Genomic DNA, 22776 nt, shown 5'->3' on the forward strand with positions numbered 1-22776 from the left:
CAGGCGCGGCATTTTGAACGGTATCTTCATGCGTGAGCGGTAACCAGTTCAGAACGCGCAAACAAGTTGGCAATGCCGACCATCGATTCATCAAACGACGGATCAGGCCCATGCTCGGTTTCAAATCCTTCGCGTCAGCCGCATCTGTCCTGGCAGGCATAGAATTGGTTAACATGATCCGCAAAGGTCAATTCACGCCCGAACTCCGTCCGTTTCGGCAATTCTCCGAACTGGCAGGCTAAACTGCCCAACAATTTCAATGATGCTTAGCCATCCAAAAAGTTTGCGACAGAACCTCCACCTGCATCCACGCATTTCCCATCCGGGATTAGCCTGGAGCCTAACCGTTTCATTGATTGATCTCGACAATGCCCGCGCGAAGGACAAGCTTTCAGGAAGAGAGCTGTCTGATGTTTTTCTCGAAGAAATGCTGGCAGACCCAATGGTGCAGCTTGTGATGCAGGCCGACGGGGTATCCGAGGCCCAATTGCGGTATCTTTACTCGGGATCGCGGACAACGCGGGAGAATGTCGATCTCGTTGACCAAAGTCCCAAAGACGATACCCCGCAAGTTTTTCCGCAGGACAGCTCTGAAATTCAGAACGCCGAAAATGAAGGGATGCCATGCCAACAGTCCACTTCGCCTATGCCCGAATGAAGTTGAAGAAGCGAATGCCTGAATCAACGAAACGCGAGGAACTGATGCAAAAGAAGAAGGAATTCATCGTCTCGGACCCGCCAAAGCGTGCGCTTGCAGATGCGCCCAAGGAACGGTTCTGCTTGCGCTGCAAATCCTCTTTCTGGAGCGAAGGTTTTGGCGAACGCATCTGTTCCCGCTGCAAGCGCACCTCTGCTTGGCGCGCGGCCGTGCCGGAAGGCGTCAGTCAAGGTCGCCGCTCTGGCGGCCGGTCGTGATAGATCCCTTGTTTGTTTTTAGGGCTGCCTGCCGTTGTTGTCCGAGATAAAACGCATGGTGGGACGGCTCGAAGCCACACAGATGGCCTCTGCATCAGCGGCATCGTTTTTCTGTCGCTTCACAAACGGTTTCACATACGCAGGTGGGATGAGCCTGACATCGTGACCCAGGCGACCAATCTCGCGGCGACAGTAATGCGCGCTAGAGCAAGCCTCCATCGCAACCACGCATCTCGGTAGCATGGCAAAAAACTCAAGGACCTGACCTCTGCGCAGTTTCTTCCGCAGAATAGGGTGACCCGAGTGATCTGCTCCGTGCACTTGGAAAACGTTCTTCGCCAAATCCAGGCCAATCACGCTAATCTCTTCCATGGACGCCTCCAATCATGTTGTTTGCAAACCCACAATGGCACATCGAGGCCAGCGGGGGCGTCTACACCTTCAGAGCCCGCGATTTCTGTTGCCAAGCAGAGCTTCCATTTGTATTGCGCGCAAAATTTCACCCTTTTGCTCGTTACATTTGTTACTTTCTAAACCTACTATTATACCTGATAAGTATCCCTTATCAGGAGTATTTGATTTTCCCGGGAAATGGGCTCAGAATAGCTGCCATGACAGCCCCTGCCCCTTATCTTCCCGCGTCAACCCCTGCCCTCTCCGAGGCCGATCAGGAGGCGCTCACCGATCTTTACATCCGTGGCACGCCTGCCAATACGCTGCGGGCCTATGAACGCGACCTGCTCTATATCACCGCCTGGAAGGCTGCCCGGTTCAGCGCCACGTTGGGCTGGCCCGAATCTGAGGCCACCGCCCTCGCCTTCATTCTCGATCACGCCCGCGATCTGGGTGATGCGCCCGATGAGGATATTGCGCGTCAAACCGCGGAGGTGCTGATTGCGCAGGGGCTGCGCAAATCCCTCGCCTGCCCTGCCCCTTCGACGCTGGACCGGCGCATCGCCTCCTGGTTGGCCTTTCATCGAATGAAGAACCTGACCAGCCCTTTCGGTGCGCCGCAGGTGAAGCAGGCCCGCGCCAAGGCGCGGCGAGCTGCGGCCCGGCCACCGGCTCCGAAATCGCAACACCCGATAACGCGGGACGTGCTGGAACAGTTGTTGGCCACCTGTCGGGGGTCCCGGCGGGATTGCCGCGACCGCGCCATCTTGATGCTGGGTTGGGCTTCGGGCGGACGGCGGCGTTCCGAGATCACTGCTCTGATGCGCGAGGATGTCTCTCTCAAAGAGTTCGACGAGAAAGGACTGGTTTGGATTTCACTGCTGGAGACCAAGACGACAACCAAAGGTGAAACGCCGCGGCTGGTGCTGAAGGGCCGCGCCGCACAGGCGTTGGTGCATTGGATCGAGGTCGGGCAGATCACGGATGGAGCGCTGTTTCGACCGGTCTCAAAAGCCGATCGAGTGTTGAAGCGCCGCCTGTCCCCGGATGCGATCTACCAGATCATCAGACACCGATTGAAACTGGCGGGCCTGCCAGAGGATTTTGCGTCGCCGCACGGGCTGCGCTCGGGCTTCCTGACCCAGGCGGCCCTGGACGGTGCCCCAATCCAAGCCGCAATGCGCCTCTCGTTGCACCGCTCGATGGCCCAGGCGCAAAAGTATTACGACGATGTGGACATCGCGGATAACCCGGCGACTGATCTATTGGGGTGAGCACATACTGCCTACTTAAAGAATTCCCAGCTTGAGGGAAACTCCGGCTGCTGTGCCTATGTCTTGTTTCCTGTCGCATCCGTTAACGTGGCCAGCGCGGAAACATGTCGCGGTAGGTCGCAGCGGGAATGCAGGATATCGACTATGATCACCGCGTCAGGCTGATCCAGGTAGACTAGGAAGTGCTCTCCCGCCCGTACATATCTGAGATCAGCTGCCTCCTCTACCAATATAGAACAGCTGCGGCTGGCCGCCCTGCCCTCCGTGATGGCCTGACAGCGCGCTATCAGTTCTTGTTCATAAAGATCGGCTTGATGCCGTCCAAACTTGTCGATGGTCCATCGGGCAATTTCCACCAGGCTGGCTTCAGCATGGCGTGTCAGTCGAAAGGGTTTGGTCACGCTTTGGTTCGTGCCCTTGCAAAGGCACGACGGATCGCATCCGGACCGCCGCCTTCTGCCAGATCTCCTGCCTGAGCCTGGGCTACGCCCTCCTGCAGGCCTTGTCTGAGAGACACCAGTCCCGCCTCTTCCCGCTCCAGAAGACGAAGACCGGCGCGCAACGCTTCACTGGCGTTCTGATAGCGACCAGATGCAACCAGATTCTGCACCAGTTGATCCTGCGTTTCTGTAAGTACGACATTGCGGGTTACCATGGCATGAACCTCCTGATTGGCAATATATGCCAACGAAGGTACTTGTTCAACAATTGAAGTTTCCACACCCGGTAGTTTAATCAAACCGTTCTTATTGCCGGCCTGACAGAGCAAATAAGTGCTCACCGCCGTGGCAGGGTTAACCATCACCCCTACGCTTTCGCAAATTCCAAACACAGGGCCGACCTCCTTGCCCCGAACACCGCCCATCCGATTACCCGTGATATTCTCGAACAACAGATGGTCACCATTCAAGGTTCGTGCCGGGACAGCCGTGACCAGATCATCCTGTTACTGGGCTGACCTCGGGTAGATGGCAGCGTTCGGTGATCGGCGGGATTTTTTTGGAGGATGTGTCGCTGAAGGAATTCGACGAGAATGACCTAATTTTGCTGTCGCCGCTGGTAGTCGAGGCCACCCAAAAGGGCGAGGCTTCACGGTTGGTGCGCAAAGGTCGCGCAGCTAGGCCGCTGGCGCGTTGGATCGAAGTGGGTCAGGTCGAGGACAGCCCCCTGTTTCACACGGTCTCGAAATCTGGCTGGATATGGAAACGCCACCTCAACCCGGGCGCCATAGCCCAGATCGTCAAACACCGACTGAAGGTGACAGGACTACCGAAGGATTATGCCTCACCGCTTTGGCTGCGCTCGGGCTTCCTGACCCAAGCCGCGCAGGACGGCGCACCGCTCAAGACCGGTTTGCACCTATCGCACTGGCTCAGAAATGCTATGACGGCGTCGATATCGCCCAGAACCCGGCTGCGGATTTGTTGGGGTGTGATTCAACCAATCAGCTCAACTAACCCCCTACCCTTCCCTGATACCCTTCTTACAACGCACCTCGCTCATTCATGACACAGCCTTCGGCAGGACATGCTCCACTCAAAGCGGAGCATTTAGAGAAGTTTCACGCGCATGCCTGATTGATTTGCGGAAGATCCACCTCTGATTTGAGAGCCCACAATTCTCTTCTACCGGGTTTACAACTGTAAACCACCCTGCTCTGATACAAAGCGCATGTAGTCTGCCGGTCAGCGCAGCCCACAATATAGGCGAAAATTCTTGACTTAGGGCAGTGAATCACGGCTGTTTGTCTCAAGTGGCGCGAAAATGACCACATTCTTTAATTTGAGGCAACTACATGATTCCCGTGACACCACTTACGGCAGATCGACCATCGGCACTCGCCACGGAAATTTCCGAGAGATTGAACTCGGCTATCCGAGAGCATCTTCTTGCTGCCTTTGCACCTGACAACACAAAATCACTACGCACATTCGCAGCACCAGAAGCGGCCGAACTTTTGGGCGTCTCGGGTCAATTCATGCGCAAGGTCCACTCAGAAGGTACAATTCCTGAACCAAAAGACGTGCGAAGCGGTCGACGTTACTATACTGCGCAAGAGCTTTGGGAAGCACGTGAAACGCTTGAGAAGACCTCGCGCAAACAAGGACGCTACATCCCTCGCCGGACGGAAGGAGAGAAACTTCAAGTCTGGCAGTTGATGAACTTCAAAGGCGGTAGCAGCAAAAGCACTACAACAATTCATCTGGCTCATTTTTTCGCGCTTCGCGGATACCGTGTGCTGGCCGTTGACCTAGACCCCCAAGGCTCGCTTACATCCATGTGCGGCATCAGCCCTGAAATCGAGTTCGATGGGCTAACTATATACGATGCCATTCGCTATGAAGACCCGGTTAATATGGCAGATGTCGTGCTTCCGACATATTTCCCCGGATTGTCTGTGGCACCGTCACGGCTTGTTCTTTCTGAATTTGAGACGGAATCCGCCGTCCACTCTAACCCTGACCATCCGTTTTTTACGAGAATACGGAATGCTCTGGCCCAAGTGGAAGACGATTTTGACCTTGTTCTTATTGATAGTCCACCACAACTCGGGTTCCTAACCATCGCGGGGATGGCTGCCGCCAGTTCTTTGCTCGTGCCCTTAACACCTTCTATGTTGGACGTGTCTTCGACAGCTCAATTTCTCGAACTTGCTGGTGCTTATATGGCTGTCATTGAAGACGCCGGCGCCACTCTCGAATACGACAGCTTCAAGTTCCTTATAACACGTGACGAGCCAACAGACGTTCCATCTCAACAGCTGGCTTCATTCATGCGAGCACTGTTTCAGGACCGCGTTATGTCAGCAACGGCTCTGAAGAGCACTGCGATCAGTGACGCAACAATGCTCAAGCAGTCGATCTACGAGGTTGTGCGTTCGGAAATGACACGCGCAACCTATGACCGGGCAAAGAACTCAATGGATGCGATCGGCTCTGAGGTAGAGCAAATGATCCACCAAGCATGGGGACGTAGCTAATGGCTAGAAAATCTCTTCAAGAAATGTCGGGTATAGCGAGCACGATTGCACGTTCCGGATCTAAGACCGCAGACAGACCGGTAAGAGCCAACGCCCCTGCTCTCGGTGCGCTTCAAGGATCCCTTGCCGCAATTAGGGAAATTGACCCATCTCTCATAGACGATTGGGGACCGATTGATCGGCTTGGTGAGTTTACAGCTGTAAACCCTGATGAAGATGACGACAGCTTTGAGAGTTTGAAATCGAGCATCCAAGACGGCGGTCAACAAGTACCCATCCTCGTTCGGAAGTCGAAAACCGAAGGTCGTTACGAGGCGATTTATGGGAGGAGAAGGCTCAAAGCATGTCGTGAGCTCAAAATCAAAGTTCGCGCCAATGTTCAAGATATCGACGATGCGTCGGCGCTCCTTGCCAAAGGCCTTGAAAACGCAGCGAGGCGCAACCTGTCCTTCTACGAAAAAGCTCGCTTTGCGGAAGCAATTCAGACCGCTGGGCATGATACAGCCACGGTGAAACGAGTTCTGAACCTGTCAGCATCAGGATTGTCCCACCTTACTAAGGTCACGCAAAACGTTCCTTTTGAGGTCGGAGAAATGATCGGCGCAGCTCCAAAGTCAGGCCGCCCGAAGTGGACTGCACTTGCTGAGCACTTCTTGGCAGGCAAGCTGACAATTGACGACGCAACGGACTTGCTTCAAGCCGTCGAGCCATCGGTTTCCTCAGATGACCGGCTGGAAACCCTACTTAAAGCGGCCGCAAAACGTGGTGCCCGACAAAAGGACGGCGTTGGTGAAACCAGCCCCATTGATGGCGTGACTATCAAGTCCGGCAGCGGGTCTCTTACATTGTCAGTTAGAAAGACAGGTTCGAACGCGGATTTTGCTGAGTGGTTGGACAAAAATCTGACGAAAATCATCAAGAGAACACACGCCGAATTTACAGCTGTAAACAACAAGCAAAATAACTGAGGACGAGCAGAAAGGAGGAAGGCAAGCAAAGAAAAACCCCCGAAACCGGAGCTTCGAGGGCCGCTGCGCTAAGCGCAATTCTTAGATTAGACACCTAGAATCTAGCAGTCCCCGAATCGCCATACAAGAAAAAACGCTCCTGAGCGAACGGGTATTTTTTGTCTGCTGACATAAACTCATGAAAACAGTGACAGCAATGGCTCCGTCAGGAGCAACCTTGTCGAGCGCGACAGGGCAGGGGACTTATACGCCCAAGAAATGGATTCTTCTTCGAGCCGTTGAAGAGGCGAGAGAGTCGCTTGGGCTGAAGTCCACTTCTCTCAACGTCCTAAGAGCAATGATTTCCTTTTTGCAAGGAGATCAGATTTCAGTCGATCAGGATGATGAGCATATCTGCTTCGCATCCAACGCCGCGATTGCCAAACGAGCCCATGTCAGCGTTCCAACTGTTGAACGTCATATCTCGACTCTGGCCAAGCTTGGGATTGTCCGACGCGTAATGAGCTCAAATGGTAAACGTTGGGCACGCCGAGACCGACAGGGCAGGGTGGTCACAGCGACCGGTCTTTCCCTGATGCCATTGTCTGAAAGGCATGCTGAGTTCCTCCAGGAAGCCCAGAAGCATGCTGACCGCGTTCTCGAATTCACGTTACTCCGCGACAAGGTATCGGCCGCTCTGGCTCGTCTGAAAGAGCTTGTAGCAGACGATGGCTCTATCACAGATTTGATGACCTCCGTGCGCAATGCGCTGCGCCGCAAGCCGGATGCGCGTGTCCTCCGGAAACTTCTGGCTGAAATCTCTGTGGAAATCTCAGAGATAACACCGGCTCATACCGAAAAAATGAGGGCCTATGACCATAAAATTGAGGGGCACAAAGAGGACTCTTTGAATCCGATAGTTAAGAAAGGAAAACATTCTCAGGTTCAAGTTTCTCCAGATCAAATGGAGCGCAGCTTTCCACGTTTGTGCTCGGAACTTCGCCTTGCCCGGGATCAGTCACATTGTGACCGGCTTATGGACGATATCGCCGAGTACTTACGATTTGGTCAGACCTGGTATGCTATGAAATCGACACATGGCCCAGCTCTCCGTTTCATGGTGCTTGGATATATCTTTCAACGAGCTGAGAACATAAAATCTCACCAAGCTTATTTGATCTCACTGATCTCGAAAATCGATCGGGGAGATATGCAACCAACCACATTGTTGGCGCATAGTTCAAAAGTCCGCGGAAGTGCAGGCCATACCCATGATATCTCCTCACGCTCATGAGTTCAGAACAATAGGTGCAGTACATGCCATCGGTCTATTGTGAATATAATGGCAATGTATTACATTGTACTACAATACGGAAACAGGTGATTGCGATGAGTACCAGCCCATATTCAATCCGTCTCGATGAAGACCTGAGAAAGACCCTGGAACGGGAAGCTGCAATCGAAGATCGACCGCCTGCACAACTCGCCGTACGGGCAATTAGAATGATGTTAGAATCCAAAGCCGCTAAACGTGCAGCCATTGATGCGGCTGTTGAAAAAGCAGACCAAGGCAAGTTCATCACGGCAGACGAAATGAATGCCTGGATAGACAGCTGGGATACCGAGAATGAACTTTCGGCTCCGGTAGCAAGCGGGCAATCCAATAGCCAATGAAGATAGTATTTCTCGAAGATACGGCCCGGGACATTCAATGGTTCCGTTACTACTTCACGTCAGTTTTTCCTGAAGGCAGCGAAAGGGCACGAGCTCAGCTCAAAGCCATTCAGCTTACTCTTGCAGCCAACCCTTATGCAGGTCACTCAAGTGACACACGCCAAGACATACGGGAGCTTTCAGTGCCGCGAACCCCATTCACGCTGATCTATCGTGTAATGCCCACCCAGATAGAAATTCTGCGTCTCTGGGATACCCGCCAAGGCGCGGATTACTGAAACCAGGGTTTGAATACTGGTGGTATATAGCGAGCGGGGTAGGGGGCAAGCAACCGAACCTGTTTTGTTATTCGACCTCTAGCTTCTGCACAGACGGCGGATTCCGGACCTTCGCTGCACACGCGCGCAGAAAACGTAACCTCGGCGTAAGCAGACATTGCACCTTGCCAAATCCGCTCTATCGCCCCCAACATTGCGTTGCCGCTTGAGGTTCAAGAGCAGCCAACCAGAAAATGCATTGAAATTCGTTCTGCTAGGCTCGGCCAGCATTTCCGAAGATCGGTTGTCTTCGACCGGCTAGAGATCTGTAGAGTACAACCGACTGTTGACCGAGTCCGACAGAGGAGGTGCGAAGCATTTAAGAAGCTCCGGCTAAGTACTTGTTGTCTCCAACTAGTGGTTGCGATGACATTTTCTTGCCAATCAAGCTGCGCCGCTGACGAATTGCAACTTGGGGATCTCGTGGATTGTTACCTTGTCGCCGCAAACCTTCTTCCCAATCTCGCAGAGATGCTCATGGTGGGTGAAGTAGAGAGCCTGCCCGTCTTGCGCAATTTCGCTCAAAAGACCGAGTGTCGCTGCCGCACGCCGATCATCGAAGGTTTCCATTACGTCATCGCCGATGAATGGAAGCGGGCCTGCGACGTCGCAGAACCGACGGTATCCGGCGAGACGCAAGGCAAGATAGAGCTGGAAACGCGTCCCCTTTGACATCTCATCAGCCCCTAGGGACCCCCCACCGTTGGATCGCAGAGCAATCAGACGATCACCATTTCTGTCTGGATGTGTTGTGAGATCATGGAACTCCCCACGAGTGATAGTACGAAATGCATCGGCTGTATGCGCCAGCAATTCTGAACGATGGCGATCACGGTAAACCGCAAGGGCACGATCGGCTGCCATTACCCCAAGCTGGAGAGAGAGCGCCCGATCGGCTTTCTCCGCAATCTCGATCAAGACGCTCCGGCGCTCTTCTTCAAGAAGCGCAACGGCCGCGTCTCCACCGACTTCCTCGATCGCTCTTATTGCATCACGCCGCCCACCAATCCGGTCTTCAAGCTCACCTTCGGCTTCTGAAAGATCACTGTCGATTTCAGCTAGACCACTATCAACGTCGTTGCGATTTTCTGCGTCGAGCAGTTCATCCGCGTCCTTTCTGGATTCAGCGCCCAGGCGTTCGAAGAGATCGCGTTGCTTTTCTTCCACGGTCTTAGCCAAATCGGTTCTCTGCTGCGATCGGTTAAGTACATCTGCCAGTTCGTCGAGATTTGTGATGGTCTCGATCTCTGGAAAGTGTCCAGCCATTTGCTTTAGCCGTGTCTCTACACGCGAGAGTTCCACGTCCGCTTTTGCAAATCTTTCTTCAGCGATCAGGCGAGCCTCTTCCGCTGCCTGCAAGGCCGTGTTCGCATCGTCAGCTGCCTTCAACCTCGTCTTAAGCTCAGCATACGTCGATGCCGGGTTCTGCTCCGAGGCAACCTCGAGCCTGACAGAAAGCCGGTCTACGGCGTCCTTGAAGGCGGCGCGATCACGCTCCATAGCCTCGACGCGCGCCACGAGTTCGACGCGTTTGCTGGCTTGCGTCGCCAGACCGCGAAGCGGATCAAGGAGCGCGCGGACCTGTGTTGTGTTGCGCTCGGTCAACCAGAGTCCTTCCAGCGCATCTGTCCACTCGCTCTGCCAATTGGCAAATGCCTGTTCTTCGTTTGAAAGGGCTCGGTCCCGCTGTCGTTTTTGCGCCTTCGCCGCCGCCACAGCTTTTTCAGCCGCCGAGCGCTTTGCCGCGTCTTCGATTGCGCGGTCTTTCAGGTTGTTCGACCGTGCCTGAAGCTGTCGAAGGGTCGGAGCATCAGGGGATCTTTCACCTAGGGCCGTCAGCGCCTCAATGAGCGCGGTTTTGGTGACCTCGCAATCTGCAGCGGCGCGTTCCCGTGCCGATCGCTGAGCGTCCGCCTCGGCGACAACGTCTAGCAATGCCTCAGCCCGCTCGACCCAACCCGGCAGGTCCTCAGCGGGGTATTCTGTCGGCAAGCCAGCCTCGGAGAGAACCGGCGCCATTTCTTTGCGGAGCGCAAATAGGTCGTCCTGGGTTTCTTTCATCTTGGCTGCGACGGTCTCGAGGCTTGCATCAGTTGCTGTAATCTCGATTTCTGCTGATCGAAGTTCAGCCAGCCGGTCTGCCGCAGCTAGACGATCGTCACGAACTCGGTCGTCTTCTCCAAGCGCGACTTCAAAGACGTCTGCCGAAGCGTCATCCAGGCGGGATCGATGCGAAGCCCAAGCCTTATCGCGCAGAACACGCACACGCTTTGCCTCGGCATCAGCTATGCCATCACTCTGCGAAGAAAGAGCAGACACGATGTTCACATTTCGGGCGCGTGTTTCTTGAAGTTGCGCCCTACGATCTTCCAACTCCCTCAATTTCTGCGCCAGTTCGAGCGCGGTTCTGGACCAGCGATCAGTTTGTTGGGCATCGGGCAATGACGCTGGTGCGAGGTCTGCTTCTGTCGCTGACCAAGGAGCCAACCTTTTGAGATCCCGCTCTATCGATTTGCTCAAGCGTTCAAGCGCCTCCGCGGCATGCTGCTCGCGTTGTTCGGGATTGTCTTGGTTGAACTGGTCGAGCAGGGAGGTCAGCGAGGCCATTTCCGCGCTCTGGGCAGGTGCAGCCTCGAGGTCTTCGACCGCAGACTGGAGGGCATCCTCAGCCGCGCTCACTTCGTCTCGGGCGGACGCCACTCTTTGAGCCAAAGCGGCTTCTCGGGCGGAAAGTTCATCCAACCGCGCGAGCCGGTCGTCCGGGACAATTAGGGTAGTCAGATCGCTGTCTTCCATCGCGCCCAGTCGGGCGCGAATTTCGTCGAGCTTGGCGTCAACCTTTTGGAGCTCTTCCCGCCGTTTTGGCAGGTCTTCCTGTGCTGTGCGAGCACGGGCTGCAGGTATCTCCAGCGAAGTGATTTCGGCGCGCACAGAATCAATCTCGGGGTCAGGTACCAGGGCTTCAAGTCGATCATCCGCAGCCTTGATATCGGCCTCGGCGTCTCCCTTTTTTGCCATGGCTGCCGCAAGCTCTTCCTTGAGAGCACCTACTTCCGCTGACCATCCCGCAGGAGCGTCAGGCAAGTGGGTAATGGGCTGGAGCTGTTCTTCCAGTCTGAGAAGACCATCACGGATTGCGAAGGCATCTTTCAACGCGGACAACCGGATTTGCTCCGCCCGGAGATTGTCGCGACTGTCCCGTGCGACCTGATAGGCTTCCTCCGCTTGCCGACGACTTTCAACGAGAGCCTCGAAGCCACTGGCATGGATGTCCAACGTGCGGCGGCGCTCGTCCATAATACTGAGTTCGTCCTTCAAGGACTTCAGTTCGCTCGATCGCGACCGAGGCATGTAGAACTTGGCAGCCTTTTCACGCAACGCGTCGAGGCCATCGCTTAGATCACCGAGCCCAGCAGTTGCTGCAAAGAGCAGACGACCAAGATCACCACGACTTGCCAGAATTTCTTCGCCGCCTTGTACAAGCGTCTCGTCATTCAATGAAAACATCGTGCGATACGCATCGCGGGACAAACCGTGCAAAGTTGCTGACAATAGGGTTGGATCGACCCCGTTGTCCGCTCCATCCAAAAGATTTCCGTCCCGTCGTTTAATGCGCGAGAGCTCGACGTCTTGGCCGTCAATCTCGAGAACGGCGCCCACACGAAGGGCGCTGTAATCGTGGAGGAAGTTGTATTTGCTCCGGTCTTCAATACCGAACAGAAGGTCGAGATAGCCATTGAAGGCTGTCGACTTACCGGCCTCGTTTTCGCCGAAAATGATATGCAGATCGGATCCATTCTTAGGCCGATCTCCGAGATCAATCGAGAAATCTGTGAAGCGTCCATAGCGTGTTAAATTGAGCTTGCGCAGCCGCATCACGAAGCCTCCTTTTGGCTCTGGCCGCTTTTCAGCGAAGCGACGACGTCCGCTGCTCCTGCTTCAAGCAGGCGATCAAGAACGCCCTTCGTGCCATTCTGATCCGAACCGAAGCGATCACGCAGCTCCGCAGGCAGGGCGCGAACGACTTGCTCAAGGTGGGATGTGGCTTCCGACCGAAATGCACTGTCCCATGCGACCTCTTTCATGAGCAACGCTAGCTCGTCTACCGGGTCGGCATCTTCAGCACTAGCAACAGGTGAAGCGACCTTGATTTCGATTTTCTCGATCCAAATTCCGCCAACCTGATCCGCTGCATCCTTCGCTTCAGCCAAAAGCAGATCGACGTCACGATGGAGCCGCCAGCCAAGGTTCGAGTTTCCGGAAAGCTCCAAGCGGCAGATGACATATTCCGAGAGAGCAGAATTGCGCGCATTCTTGAGCGCAGCTCGAAGTGTCTGAAGTATACCCTGCCAGCTATCGGTGCCAGATAGATCAAGGTTCACGCGTTCGAACTCGGCGATGGATACATTGCGTTCGCTCACACTGAGCTCGCCGCCAGAAATCTCCACCGCAGTCACCGTCTTTGGACCAGCTTCTCCAATGTCCCGACCCTGCGGAATGCCGGGCATGACGACATAAGGGTTCTCCGAATGCACTTGTCGTGCGTGGACGTGGCCCAGTGCCCAATAATCGAAGCCGTGACTACTAAGTTCGTTAAGCGCACACGGGGCGTATTCATCATGCCCTGATGCACCAGCGAGGCTCGTATGCATCAGCCCAATATTGATAAGCCCGTCAACCGGAGGCCTGTACTTTGGCAAAAGGCTATCCGGTGCATGACGACGTGCAAAGCTAACGCCGTGGATTGCGACACCCGCATCGGGAATCTCCTCGACCCCTCCGTGCCCGGTAAAGACGTGAACATTTGAAGGGAGATCCAAGTAGCGCGTGATCGTGGATTCGGAGTCGTGATTTCCCCGGATCATGAAGACGCGAATGCCAGCCTCGTCCAATCGGCGCATTTGACGTCCAAGGAATGCGGCCGTCTTCATGCTTCGGAGGTCACCGTCGTATAAATCGCCTGCGATGATTAGGGCATCGGCGCTTTCCTCGATGCAGATATCAATGATCCGCTCGAATGCTCTTCGGGTAGCACCACCAACAAGCTGAGCAAGATCAGGATCGCGCATCGCCAGAGTCTTGAGGGGCGAGTCTAGGTGAACATCCGCAGTGTGAATGAACTTAAACATCGTTTCTAAAGTACCCTTCCTCTAAATTGCAGAAACTGCTTTCTCCGCATAGCAATGCGCTTCGATGGCCTACTGTCTGAGCCATGCCAACATAGCTTGTACGTTTCCATAGTTGGGCAGGCCGTCGCGAAACGCTTCGGTTGGGTACGACGACAAGAAGCTGCTATGAACAGACGCTGTTTTACCTTCCAAGCCCAAATGAGTTTCAATCGTGCCATCCGTCCAAACCCAGATGCCTTGGGCCTTCAAGTGTTCATGGATGGCATCGATGTGCCCACGAGCGTCTGCCTCCGCAGCCATAATCTCGTATGCCTTGGCAGTCGAGACGTCGCCAAATTTTTTGGGAAAACCGTCCTCTGCCAAGTCGATTCTTCCTTCGCCTTGCAGGCGCGTGAGCACCGCAATGCACCCCTGAACAGCCGCGTTGGTGTCGGTGATCAAACCGTGCTGGATGGCGGGTCTAAACGCGAAATCAAGATCGACGACAGCCTTTGTAGGAATTCCCATCGCAGCAAGTACGGGCAGCGCTTTAGGCACATCGCTTGAACTTCCGAGCGAGACCAAGCCCAATTTGTCTTCTTCAAGTGAGCAACCTGCTTCATGCTGAAACAGCTCTGGAAGCAGCGTCTGTTCGGTTTTGCCTTCTGCTAGGACTACCTTCTCGGAAAAAAGTAGCTGGGTTGAGTTAGAGAGCGCGAAAAGAGTTGCCGATTGGTGCTCCGCTCCGGCTATGGCGTCGTGAACGGCGTCTACCATCCTGGGAAAGCATATCGTACCATCCGCCGCTGTTCGACGGATCAAGAGAGCGTTTGGTGCATCTGCTCTTGCGATCATATTGGCCGAGTGGGTCGAAAGAGCGACCTGATAGCTCTCCGCAGAGAGGCGGCTCAGCGATGCACGCACCATCTCAATGGCCTGAGGGTGCAGGTATAACTCGGGTTCATCTATTAACAGCAAGGTTGTCCGCGCCTCATTGGCCGCTGCCTGCCTTCGGATCTCGGACAAACACTTGATTAGGGCGATTTGAACAGAACGTTGCGCTCCGTGCCCGAAAGATGATGCGTCCCGACCGGTCTCTGGATCAAATTGCTCGTCATAGATCTTGATAGTCGCGTTTCTCAAAAAATCCGAGAATTCAGGCGTTTGGATGTGAGTTTTGGCGACGACCCCGGGGAAAAAACGGCCAAGTTCATTTTGAATTTGTGTGTCGAGTTCAACTAGTGTCTCATCCTTCTCGTCACCGTCGGCAGATAGCCGCGAAGCGACTTGTGCGAGAGCATCTGTGACTGGACCTGCGTTTCGTTCGGCGACAGGCCCGATGATTTCTTTGATTAATTTCCCAATTGTCGTACCTGAAGCAAACTTCCCAACGTCCTCTGTCGTGTTCTCCATCGCGCCGATGAATATCGGATCGGGAAAAATCCTCGCAATGGCTTGGTCTATTCCCGTTGGATTAACGATCCATGTTTCTTGGCCATCTTCCATCTTCCTTACTTCCAGACGGATCTGCCCAACCGGCACATTTGGTTGTGGTTGTGTTCGGCGCAGCGAAATCGTCCCGTCTATTACGTGCGGTTCGATCCTATTCCGATGATTGTCTTCCAAAGCATCGAGCAAATCAGCGTCGATGCCCGTAATCTCGGCCGTTACAACAAGTGGTAATCCGGGGTCGAGAAAATCCGATGATTGTAGAGCCGATTTCTTGATCACCCATGATAACGCTTGCAGGATATTTGTTTTCCCGGCGTTGTTGTAGCCGATTAGAGGCGTATAGGCTGCAAGCAGCAGCTCGACTTCTTGAATGGACTTGAAGTTCTGAATCTTAACCTTGGAAATACGGTGCATCCGTCGCCTTTCTAAAACGTTCGCAAAAAATTCTCTTGCGCATCAAGTGCGGTGCTAAACTGTATAGCAGCGCAAAAGTCACAGATGGTACTCGAAGATTCCAACGGGTTTTTCTCCGGGATGTTTGAGTTGACTCTGAATGCGCAGTGAATCGATTCTATTACGTCCGTCACTGCAGCGTATGGTGGTTTGTTTCAAAGTCAGCAAAGGCTTGCCCTTACAGAACCCTTAGGTGCTCGCGTGTTGGCTGGTTCACCCTAGCGCGCGTTTGGATGGGCTTTGTGCTTCCGTCCGGCACGACAGGGCGAAGCTCTTTCGGGATGACCGAGGAGAGCTTTGACACAAGATCACGCGCAGCCCGAGCGAGCGAGGGGTCTGCCTCAGAGGCCACCCATGCGCACCAAGGGCCGCAGCCTCCAACTCATCTGCCGTGAGCATCAGGGGCGGCATGTCATAGCCATCGTCAAGCACATATCCGATCCCCGCTTCGCCCGTGATGGGGATGCGTTGGCCATGAAGCTCCGCACGGTTGAGGAGGAACCTGATTATTCACTGGCTTGGTTACGGCTCGCCTACAATTATTTGGAGTCCAAGAAGCGCCAATTGGATACGCAGCCGGACTGGTCGGAGCGGGCGCGGCGGGCCGCCAATAAGGCACTTGAGGCTGACCGGGACAACCCGGATGCGTATTACGCACTGGCGATCCACATCCGTAGGGTTGGTGAGAGCACAGATATCTTCCGAAATTACGCGCAACGCGCAATCGATCTCATCCAAACGACTCCTGGATTCTCGCCGATTTGGGGATCTTTCTGGCATATTCGGGAGAATGGGAGGCTGGTGAAACCTGGATCACTCGGGCGCGGGAACTCAATCCTCAGCTTCATCCCGGATATGGCAACGCCTTTCACCTGCATGCAATCGTGCGGGGCGACTACGATGAAGCATTGGCCGAAATAGCCGGTAGGGGTGGTGCACGTCGCCTCATGAACATGGCATACACTGCCGCGGCTTTGGCGTTAAACGGCGAACTGGACGCAGCGAGAAACCTGATCAATGAACTAAGAAAAGAGTTTCCTGAAGCAATCAAAGACCCACTGGCCCCTTTCCGCGCACGTGACATGCCGAAAGACCCGATCGAAATACTACGTGAAGGGCTCAATCTAGCAGGGCTGGTCGTTTGAGTCGCGTAGCTTCCGTCCAAGGGTCTTGAGCCATTGGTCTGTTTCAGGACAGGTTCGGTACTGGTTCTGTTTATTGATGACAGTTGGTAATGAGTCAAAACGACAAAGGGCTAGTGATGTGATATGAGGTATTCTTGAGGTCATCATGCAGGCAGCAACCCTACCAATCGGAGGGGCTTTTATGATCATGCGGATATTTCAAGTCACAGCGAAAGAAGGCAAAGAGGAGGAGTTCGGTGACTTCTTCCACAACACGGCCATACCATTGATGCGGGGAACCGAAGGGATCGTGCAGGTCCTTCCGGGCGCAGCGCGGGCTGACAGTCCAGGAGAATTCAGTTTCGTGATGATCTGGAAAGATCTCGCTTCTCTCAAGGCGTTTGTAGGCGATGATTACCAATCGCCGCATGTGGATCCTTCAGAAGCCGAATTGGTCGAATCCAGATCAATCAAACACTACGAATTTGTGGAGTAGCGCAAATGGCTGCCGAAGTAACACAAGAAGAACTCCAAGCGGGTCGTGGATACGAAGCTCTGTTTGTGCCAGCGCTATTTGCACCGTGGTGCGACCATTTGACTGGCGGCGCAAGAATACGCGAAGGTGCGCACGTTTTGGATGTTGCGTGTGGTACAGGCGTGTTGACGCGAGCAGCACGCGAGTGTTCTGGACATACTGGTCGCGTGGTCGGACTTGATCCTGCACCCGGCATGATTGCAGCGGCAAGAGAAGTTGAACCCAATATCGAGTGGGTTCTGGGCAGTGCCGAAGAGCTGCCCTTCGCGGATGACTCGTTTGATTGCGTGATCTCTCAATTTGGAATGATGTTTTTTCAGGACCTGCGGAAAGCGACACGCGAAATGTACCGGGTGACCAAACCGGGCGGCAGGCTGGGGGTGGCGATCTGGCACTCTATCGATCAGAATCCTGCGTATCGAGACATCGTCGCTGTGTTGGGGGCACACGTATCACCAGAGGCAGCAAATTCTGTGAGGCTGCCATTCAATTTGGGCAACCCCGACGAAGTCGCGAACATCTTGTCGCAAGTGGGCTTCGATGACATTGCCTTTGAAACCAAAAGCGAGCAGGCAACCTTTCCCAGCACCCGGACAATGGTGGAAGTCGAACTACGGGGTTGGCTGCCGCTGTTTGATATACATCTCAGTGAAGAAAAAATCGCAGAAGTTCTGATCGAATCCGATGTGAAACTTTCGAAATACGCCACGCCTTCGGGCAAGGCGATCTTCCCGACGACGGCCTACATCATGACCGCCTGCAAGCCGGATTAGACAAAACAAGCGATCGATCGGCACTTGCCCCGGACTCGGCGATCCCGCTGGTTTGGGAATTTACGGTCTCGAAAAAATCTGCCCGCAGCAGGTTTCAGGGAACACTTTCTTCCAACTAAAAACGAGTGACAGCGTGATCATATTGATATTGATCAAGCTGTGACCCGCGCGATGAAGTAGGATGTCGTCAACACTCTATGTCCCAGCGATTTGGTTACGCTGAGAACAAACGTCGGAACCTGCGTGCTCGTCAATCTAGACAAAAAGTTTGCGACACTTCCGGAACGTGGTCAGTTTTCGGACGTATGCGTCGATACGACTTGTGATTGAGATTTAAGCCACTTGACGAACACCTTAGCCTCAGGACGCTGAAATACTGCTTGAGTCTGGATGTAGTAGACGCCGAAGAGTGGCTCAGAGAACAATTCAATCATCCGACCAGATGACAGATCGTCCTCAAAAAAAGCTCTGGCAGAATACGTGATCCCGTAACCTCGGCGAACCGCGGTCATGATCAGGTTCCCAGGCATGTGATTTATCGTCAATGGCTCGGGAGGTACGACCCCATGATAGGTGAACCAGTCAGCCGCCTCGTTGGTGCCCAGTTCCTGCAACCAGGGCAACTTCGTTAAAGAGGCCGGGTCACGCAGATCTCGGCCTTCCACCAGTGAAGGTGCTCCGATCACGACCATGTCGGAGACAAGGACAGTAGCTCCACAGTGTCACCGATGACCGGCCTCTATGTGCGTGTGTCGCGGCCGAGTCCAAGTTAGAAAGTACTGAAACAGAGATGCAAGGCTACGCCGCTGCCCCGTGCATTGCTTCTCCGATGGCACTCTGTAACTCGGGAAATGGCTAGGGCGCGGGCGACCGTTGGCATCGTACATTGAAATGGCACGTAACAGGTCTGTGTTTGGGGAAAACATCGAATTTCTCCATCAATGGGTGATTTACAATTGGAGTATGGTAATATTTCGGTAATTCTGAGAGTCAGAAATACTATTGGGATGAAAGGTGATCTTTCAGCATGACACTAGACTGGACAAAGCTGCCATCCTTAACCGCGCTTAGGGCGTTCGAGGCTGCAGCGCGGGCAAAGAGCTTTTCAGCAGCGGCACGATCGCTCAATGTAACTCATGCGGCCGTAGCGCAACAGGTCCGTGCACTGGAAGAGTTCATTGGTATGCAATTGCTTGAGCGCTCTGCGCGAGGTGTGAGTCTGACGTCTGAGGGGCAAGAACTTGCGAAGGCTTTGGCGAATGGATTTGCCGCAATCGCTGAAGGGATCGAAACTCTTCAAGAAAAAAATAGGAACCGACCTGTGCGCGTGACTACAACGGCATATTTTGCCGAGGCGGTTATATTTCCAAAGATCGCGGAATTTTGGAGTAAGGCTCCAAGAATCGAAATCTCGTTCGCCCCGACGGACGAGGCTATCGACCTTGTCGCGGAAGGCTTCGATCTCGCCATCCGGGCAGGTGCCGGAAACTGGCCAGACTTAAAGTGTCGGCTGTTGATAGAAAGCCCAACCCGGGCCTTTGCTGCACCTTCGCTTGTCGATAATCCCGCAACCAATTGGGATGAAGTTCCTTGGCTGATCCCGAGCGGCAGTCTCTGGGAACGCGAAGCACTAAAAGAATCCGGTATCGACACGAGCGCCATCAAAACTTTGGAGATTGGCGACCCGTCTCTCGAAATCCGCGCAGCGGAGGAAGGTATGGGGCTTGTGGTTGAATCCGAAATTGACGTACGCGCTCAGATCGAGGCTGGAACGCTGAAAATTGCCCCCATCACAGTCACTAACATGTCTCGATATTTCATAGTCACGCCGCCATGGAAGCCTCGGCCGGCAGTCGCTGCATTTATTAGTTGGCTTGAGTCCGTCGGGCCAAGGCTCGACGAGGAGGCTTCGGCATCCAAGGACACCTGAGCCGCGCATATGATCGTTTTCACCTGGCAGCTAATCAAAATTTGTAAGGCCGATTGCCCGCCGAGCAGACCTTGAAGTCGCCAGAACCGGCTCAATGTGCTACTGCAAACGTCAGATGACCGTTCTGAGCCCGGAAGCGGCCCATTCGAGAAGCATGGTTTTCGATAACGATCCTTGACCCGACCCGATTTCTTGCAAGATGCTTGCGCAGAGAAAGGGCGGCAAGTTGGAAGCTAATCTCAATCGTTCTGGATACCGATTGCGGCCGAGTATGGTATCGGATCGATCAGATGTGGCAGAGTACATATTTGGGGACGCAGAGGTCGCCAAAACTCTCGTTCACAACGTCTCTTCGCGAAAAGGTGCACTGGCGGCAACCGATGCTTGGATCGACACTCTTGCCGTCGATGGAGTGCGGAGCGCCAACAATGCCCCACACATTGGTCTGTGGACCGTCCGGGACGAAGCCAGCGATAACCAATTTGTAGGAATTCGTGGCGTATTTGTTGCGCCGGGATTGCCCCATAATACTGTGGTGACTTTTGTTGCAGTCGCTCGTTCCTATTGGGGGAAAGGGGTATCAAGCGATTCATCCCGAATACTATGTGGACACGTTTTCGAAACCTCTGACGCCGATGGGATCTACACGCGTGTATGGCCAAAATTGAACCCAGCGAGCGACGCAGTTCAACGTCGGCTGGGTTTTGCCCCTGCGGAACGGCATACGCTGCAAGATACATTTGGCAAAGCCCGGATGCAGGAAGTGCTAGATTTCGACCTGTGGCGAGCATCCAATTTGCAAGGCGACGGTTTCGATGAGACGCTGCGCCAAGTTTCGATAAGAATTGGCCAGTTGGCGGCGGAAGATCTTTTGAACCTCAAAGTGGCGGTTAAGAGAATTACAGAAGCGCTGCCAGACGTACTGGCGCAAGTCGAGGACATTAGAACCCAAGTGGCGAACGACGTCCGGCTTGGATTTCAAAATCCTGCGTGGGCAAGTTATCTAATGTCACGGGATAATTGGTTTGCGTCGCGAATTGTCTGAGTAATTGGCTAATGCAAATGATTGCTTTGTCCGTTGAAATCATCCCGCATCTCGGAAATTGCAAAGACTAGTTTTGGATGTCCGCTTCAATGCAACCGCAGGCTACGCCGTGTTGCCCGACCAGAAAGGTGCTTGCGCTCCGTTCAGAGCACCACTTTCTGCACTCGCAACGCGTTGTTTTTCCACAGAATCGGGCGGATTCCGGACTTTCTCTGCATGAGCGAGCCGATCATGGTGCAACGTTGAAAGCCGACATACACATTTGCTGCAAGCCAGGAATTTCTCTGCACCGCCGCATGGCGGCTGAGAGCCCAAAATACAAAATGCTTCAACGCGCTTTAAGGTCAGCGATGCGCAGAAAGCAGACTTTGCAAAGTCCGGTTGACCACATTGTCCACCAAAGGCGACAGTTCTGCTTCGCGACTGGGCTATACATAGCCCTCAAAGCGTATTGTTTGCGGGACTTCAGTTGCACCGTTTTCCTGAGCGAGTAGGGCGCGTGCTGACGAAAAGGTAGCAAGCGCAAAAAGAACAAGAAGGGCCTTTATCATCGTAGCGCCTCGGATCCGGGTTTTGAACTTGGGCCGGGGTTCACAAATGATCGCCCCGGCCAGCGTCAGGGCAAACGAGGTAGTTCATGCCCTGAAACATCGTACTTTCGCCTAATTTAGAAGATCACCGACGATGCCGACGGCATCGACCACGGTAGACAGGTCATTCGTAACTTCGAGGACTTCGTCATCGACCAGAATGTAGCGGTTTCCTTTGCCCGGCTCCCCAAGCTTCCATTTGGAAAGGTCCCCAATATCCTCGAACTCCAGGTCAGATGGGAGCTTGGCACCGCGCGTGTAGCGCTTGATCTGTCCAGGTGGTACAGCTTTTGGGCCTTTGCCGGGTTTGTCTTCTATCTGAATGCTGACATCACCGTTCTTGCCCCCCTTGTTCGGCTTTTTACCCTTGTTGTCTTTGGCATGGGCATCGCTGCCTCCAAGGATGAAAAACACAACTGCTAAGGCTGCAAGAATTCCGTATGCAATCTTCATAGATTGTTCCTTTGCTTCCCAACTTCATTCGACCGGCGTTGAAAATTCCGGCACGCGCTTGATCTCTCTTAGTTGCCCTTTGGCACACCCCTTAGTGACTGCCTTCACCCCGCATTAGAAAACGATCCGGGTTCTTAGACCGAACAGGGTAATCCGGTCCTGATCGGGATTTAGAAGCGGGTCGGAAATGAATTGTACCGATGGCGTGATCTGCAGTCCGGGTGAGATTGAAAAGCGGTAGAAAGCTTCAAGCGTGAACTGATCGCCATCTATGCCTCTTGCTTCGGCCCAGTTTAGGCCCAGACCGGCCAAATCGGTGTTGCGACCATAGTAACCGAGACCGGCAGAAATCGACCGTTCATAAAGCGCTGCGGTTCCCTTCGAGGCCCCTGCACGGAAGAACGGCATCCATTTATTGTCAACAAACCATGCGGCGGAAAACGCTGCGCCGTAATCTTCTGCTCGACTGCCATCGTCAGCCGCATCCGCATGCCAGAGGGTCAGATGGATATTGTCGAAGTAGATGCGATCAAAGCCGGACGTGTACCCAAGTTCGAGCGACTTGAAGAGATTGCCGTCGCTAAACACATCAAAGTTTGGATCGGACGGGTCGGCGTTTGCGTCTGATACGCTGGCAACGGCGTAGAGGTTCTCGCTCAGCTTTACCCCACCGGCAATACCAAGGCCTTGGTTGGGCGTGTTGATTGTCGGGTTGGTATTGAAAGACAGGTTTTGAAAACCACTGTAGGGGCTTACCAACCCGTAGATATCCACAAAGTCCGTTACATCAATCTGGCCGACTTGCAGCGCCCA

General features: G+C 53.9%; 23 protein-coding genes and 2 pseudogenes. 16 read left to right on the top strand and 9 right to left on the bottom strand.

Going from position 1 to position 22776, the window contains the following annotated elements:
• Window positions 1-56: 56 nt before the first annotated feature.
• The 3 genes and pseudogenes from AC2FI7_RS22155 to AC2FI7_RS22165 form a co-directional block, all read left to right on the top strand.
• Window positions 57-242, top strand: a pseudogene (locus tag AC2FI7_RS22155) (DDE-type integrase/transposase/recombinase); the annotation flags it as partial.
• 110 nt (window positions 243-352) lie between these two features.
• Complete coding sequence (locus AC2FI7_RS22160; RefSeq protein WP_496833660.1) at window positions 353-658, top strand: hypothetical protein; 306 nt, start codon at window positions 353-355, stop codon at window positions 656-658.
• Window positions 659-672: 14 nt separating this feature from the next.
• Window positions 673-915: a hypothetical protein gene (locus AC2FI7_RS22165; RefSeq protein ID WP_496833662.1), complete on the top strand. Its 243-nt coding sequence runs from the start codon at window positions 673-675 to the stop codon at window positions 913-915.
• Between the two features lie 45 nt (window positions 916-960).
• On the opposite strand, the pseudogene AC2FI7_RS22170 reads toward AC2FI7_RS22165, so the two are convergent.
• A pseudogene (locus tag AC2FI7_RS22170) lies at window positions 961-1287 on the bottom strand (IS110 family transposase); the annotation flags it as partial.
• Between the two features lie 239 nt (window positions 1288-1526).
• Here AC2FI7_RS22170 and AC2FI7_RS22175 point away from each other — a divergent pair.
• A complete protein-coding gene (locus AC2FI7_RS22175) occupies window positions 1527-2582 on the top strand; it encodes a tyrosine-type recombinase/integrase (RefSeq protein ID WP_496671708.1) in 1056 nt (351 codons plus the stop codon).
• A 56-nt stretch (window positions 2583-2638) separates the two neighbouring features.
• On the opposite strand, the gene AC2FI7_RS22180 is transcribed toward AC2FI7_RS22175, so the two are convergent.
• Both AC2FI7_RS22180 and AC2FI7_RS22185 read right to left on the bottom strand, forming a co-directional pair.
• Entirely contained in the window at window positions 2639-2983 is a 345-nt protein-coding gene (locus AC2FI7_RS22180) for a type II toxin-antitoxin system RelE/ParE family toxin (RefSeq protein WP_496671705.1), read from the bottom strand.
• On the bottom strand, window positions 2980-3237 hold the full coding sequence (locus tag AC2FI7_RS22185) for a type II toxin-antitoxin system ParD family antitoxin (protein WP_496671893.1): 258 nt from the start codon (window positions 3235-3237) through the stop codon (window positions 2980-2982). Before AC2FI7_RS22185 ends, AC2FI7_RS22180 begins: the two co-directional genes overlap by 4 nt.
• A gap of 326 nt (window positions 3238-3563) precedes the next feature.
• Here AC2FI7_RS22185 and AC2FI7_RS22190 point away from each other — a divergent pair, with 326 nt between their 5' ends.
• The 6 genes from AC2FI7_RS22190 to AC2FI7_RS22215 all read left to right on the top strand — a co-directional run bounded on the left by AC2FI7_RS22190 (window position 3564) and on the right by AC2FI7_RS22215 (window position 8461).
• On the top strand, window positions 3564-4091 hold the full coding sequence (locus AC2FI7_RS22190; RefSeq protein ID WP_496671703.1) for a site-specific integrase: 528 nt from the start codon (window positions 3564-3566) through the stop codon (window positions 4089-4091).
• A 286-nt stretch (window positions 4092-4377) separates the two neighbouring features.
• Window positions 4378-5562, top strand: a complete 1185-nt coding sequence (repA, locus tag AC2FI7_RS22195) for a plasmid partitioning protein RepA (RefSeq protein WP_037317392.1) — start codon at window positions 4378-4380, stop codon at window positions 5560-5562.
• A complete protein-coding gene (gene repB / locus AC2FI7_RS22200) occupies window positions 5562-6530 on the top strand; it encodes a plasmid partitioning protein RepB (protein ID WP_496671700.1) in 969 nt (322 codons plus the stop codon). Before repA ends, repB begins: the two co-directional genes overlap by 1 nt.
• 178 nt (window positions 6531-6708) lie before the next feature.
• Window positions 6709-7803, top strand: coding sequence for a helix-turn-helix domain-containing protein (locus AC2FI7_RS22205; RefSeq protein WP_496671697.1), 1095 nt, complete (start codon window positions 6709-6711; stop codon window positions 7801-7803).
• Window positions 7804-7898: 95 nt separating this feature from the next.
• Window positions 7899-8183 carry a CopG family ribbon-helix-helix protein gene (locus AC2FI7_RS22210; protein WP_170555471.1) on the top strand — a complete coding sequence of 95 codons (285 nt, stop codon included), beginning with the start codon at window positions 7899-7901 and terminating at the stop codon, window positions 8181-8183.
• On the top strand, window positions 8180-8461 hold the full coding sequence (locus AC2FI7_RS22215; protein WP_496671692.1) for a type II toxin-antitoxin system RelE/ParE family toxin: 282 nt from the start codon (window positions 8180-8182) through the stop codon (window positions 8459-8461). Before AC2FI7_RS22210 ends, AC2FI7_RS22215 begins: the two co-directional genes overlap by 4 nt.
• A 423-nt stretch (window positions 8462-8884) precedes the next feature.
• On the opposite strand, the gene AC2FI7_RS22220 is transcribed toward AC2FI7_RS22215, so the two are convergent.
• The 3 genes from AC2FI7_RS22220 to AC2FI7_RS22230 all read right to left on the bottom strand — a co-directional run bounded on the left by AC2FI7_RS22220 (window position 8885) and on the right by AC2FI7_RS22230 (window position 15474).
• Window positions 8885-12376: an ATP-binding protein gene (locus tag AC2FI7_RS22220; protein ID WP_496671689.1), complete on the bottom strand. Its 3492-nt coding sequence runs from the start codon at window positions 12374-12376 to the stop codon at window positions 8885-8887.
• On the bottom strand, window positions 12376-13629 hold the full coding sequence (locus AC2FI7_RS22225; protein WP_496671686.1) for a metallophosphoesterase family protein: 1254 nt from the start codon (window positions 13627-13629) through the stop codon (window positions 12376-12378). The genes AC2FI7_RS22220 and AC2FI7_RS22225 overlap by 1 nt, the downstream gene beginning before the upstream one ends.
• Before the next feature lie 69 nt (window positions 13630-13698).
• The gene (locus tag AC2FI7_RS22230; protein ID WP_496671684.1) at window positions 13699-15474 is read right to left on the bottom strand and encodes an ATP-dependent nuclease; all 1776 of its coding nucleotides are present in this window, start codon (window positions 15472-15474) and stop codon (window positions 13699-13701) included.
• Between the two features lie 393 nt (window positions 15475-15867).
• Here AC2FI7_RS22230 and AC2FI7_RS22235 point away from each other — a divergent pair, with 393 nt between their 5' ends.
• From AC2FI7_RS22235 to AC2FI7_RS22250, 4 genes are all read left to right on the top strand, one after another.
• The gene (locus AC2FI7_RS22235) at window positions 15868-16434 is read left to right on the top strand and encodes a tetratricopeptide repeat protein (RefSeq protein ID WP_496671681.1); all 567 of its coding nucleotides are present in this window, start codon (window positions 15868-15870) and stop codon (window positions 16432-16434) included.
• Between the two features lie 32 nt (window positions 16435-16466).
• Window positions 16467-16658 (top strand): hypothetical protein, encoded by a 192-nt coding sequence (locus tag AC2FI7_RS22240; RefSeq protein ID WP_496833668.1) that lies wholly within the window; start codon window positions 16467-16469, stop codon window positions 16656-16658.
• Between the two features lie 181 nt (window positions 16659-16839).
• Window positions 16840-17133 (top strand): putative quinol monooxygenase, encoded by a 294-nt coding sequence (locus AC2FI7_RS22245; protein WP_496671890.1) that lies wholly within the window; start codon window positions 16840-16842, stop codon window positions 17131-17133.
• Window positions 17134-17138: 5 nt separating this feature from the next.
• Complete coding sequence (locus AC2FI7_RS22250) at window positions 17139-17945, top strand: methyltransferase domain-containing protein (RefSeq protein WP_496671675.1); 807 nt, start codon at window positions 17139-17141, stop codon at window positions 17943-17945.
• Window positions 17946-18235: 290 nt separating this feature from the next.
• Here AC2FI7_RS22250 and AC2FI7_RS22255 read toward each other — a convergent pair whose 3' ends face one another.
• The gene (locus AC2FI7_RS22255; protein WP_496671672.1) at window positions 18236-18637 is read right to left on the bottom strand and encodes a LysR substrate-binding domain-containing protein; all 402 of its coding nucleotides are present in this window, start codon (window positions 18635-18637) and stop codon (window positions 18236-18238) included.
• Window positions 18638-18972: 335 nt separating this feature from the next.
• Here AC2FI7_RS22255 and AC2FI7_RS22260 point away from each other — a divergent pair, with 335 nt between their 5' ends.
• Together AC2FI7_RS22260 and AC2FI7_RS22265 are read left to right on the top strand one after the other, a co-directional pair.
• A complete protein-coding gene (locus tag AC2FI7_RS22260; protein WP_496671670.1) occupies window positions 18973-19875 on the top strand; it encodes a LysR substrate-binding domain-containing protein in 903 nt (300 codons plus the stop codon).
• Window positions 19876-20074: 199 nt separating this feature from the next.
• A complete protein-coding gene (locus tag AC2FI7_RS22265; RefSeq protein WP_496833670.1) occupies window positions 20075-20920 on the top strand; it encodes a GNAT family N-acetyltransferase in 846 nt (281 codons plus the stop codon).
• A 662-nt stretch (window positions 20921-21582) separates the two neighbouring features.
• Here the strand turns inward: AC2FI7_RS22265 and AC2FI7_RS22270 are convergent.
• Window positions 21583-21963, bottom strand: coding sequence for a hypothetical protein (locus tag AC2FI7_RS22270; protein ID WP_170337130.1), 381 nt, complete (start codon window positions 21961-21963; stop codon window positions 21583-21585).
• A 114-nt stretch (window positions 21964-22077) separates the two neighbouring features.
• Window positions 22078-22776 (bottom strand): carbohydrate porin (locus AC2FI7_RS22275; protein WP_496833672.1); only part of this gene is annotated, 699 nt, incomplete at its 5' end.

It is taken from the genome of Ruegeria sp. YTSA064 (assembly GCF_059610325.1).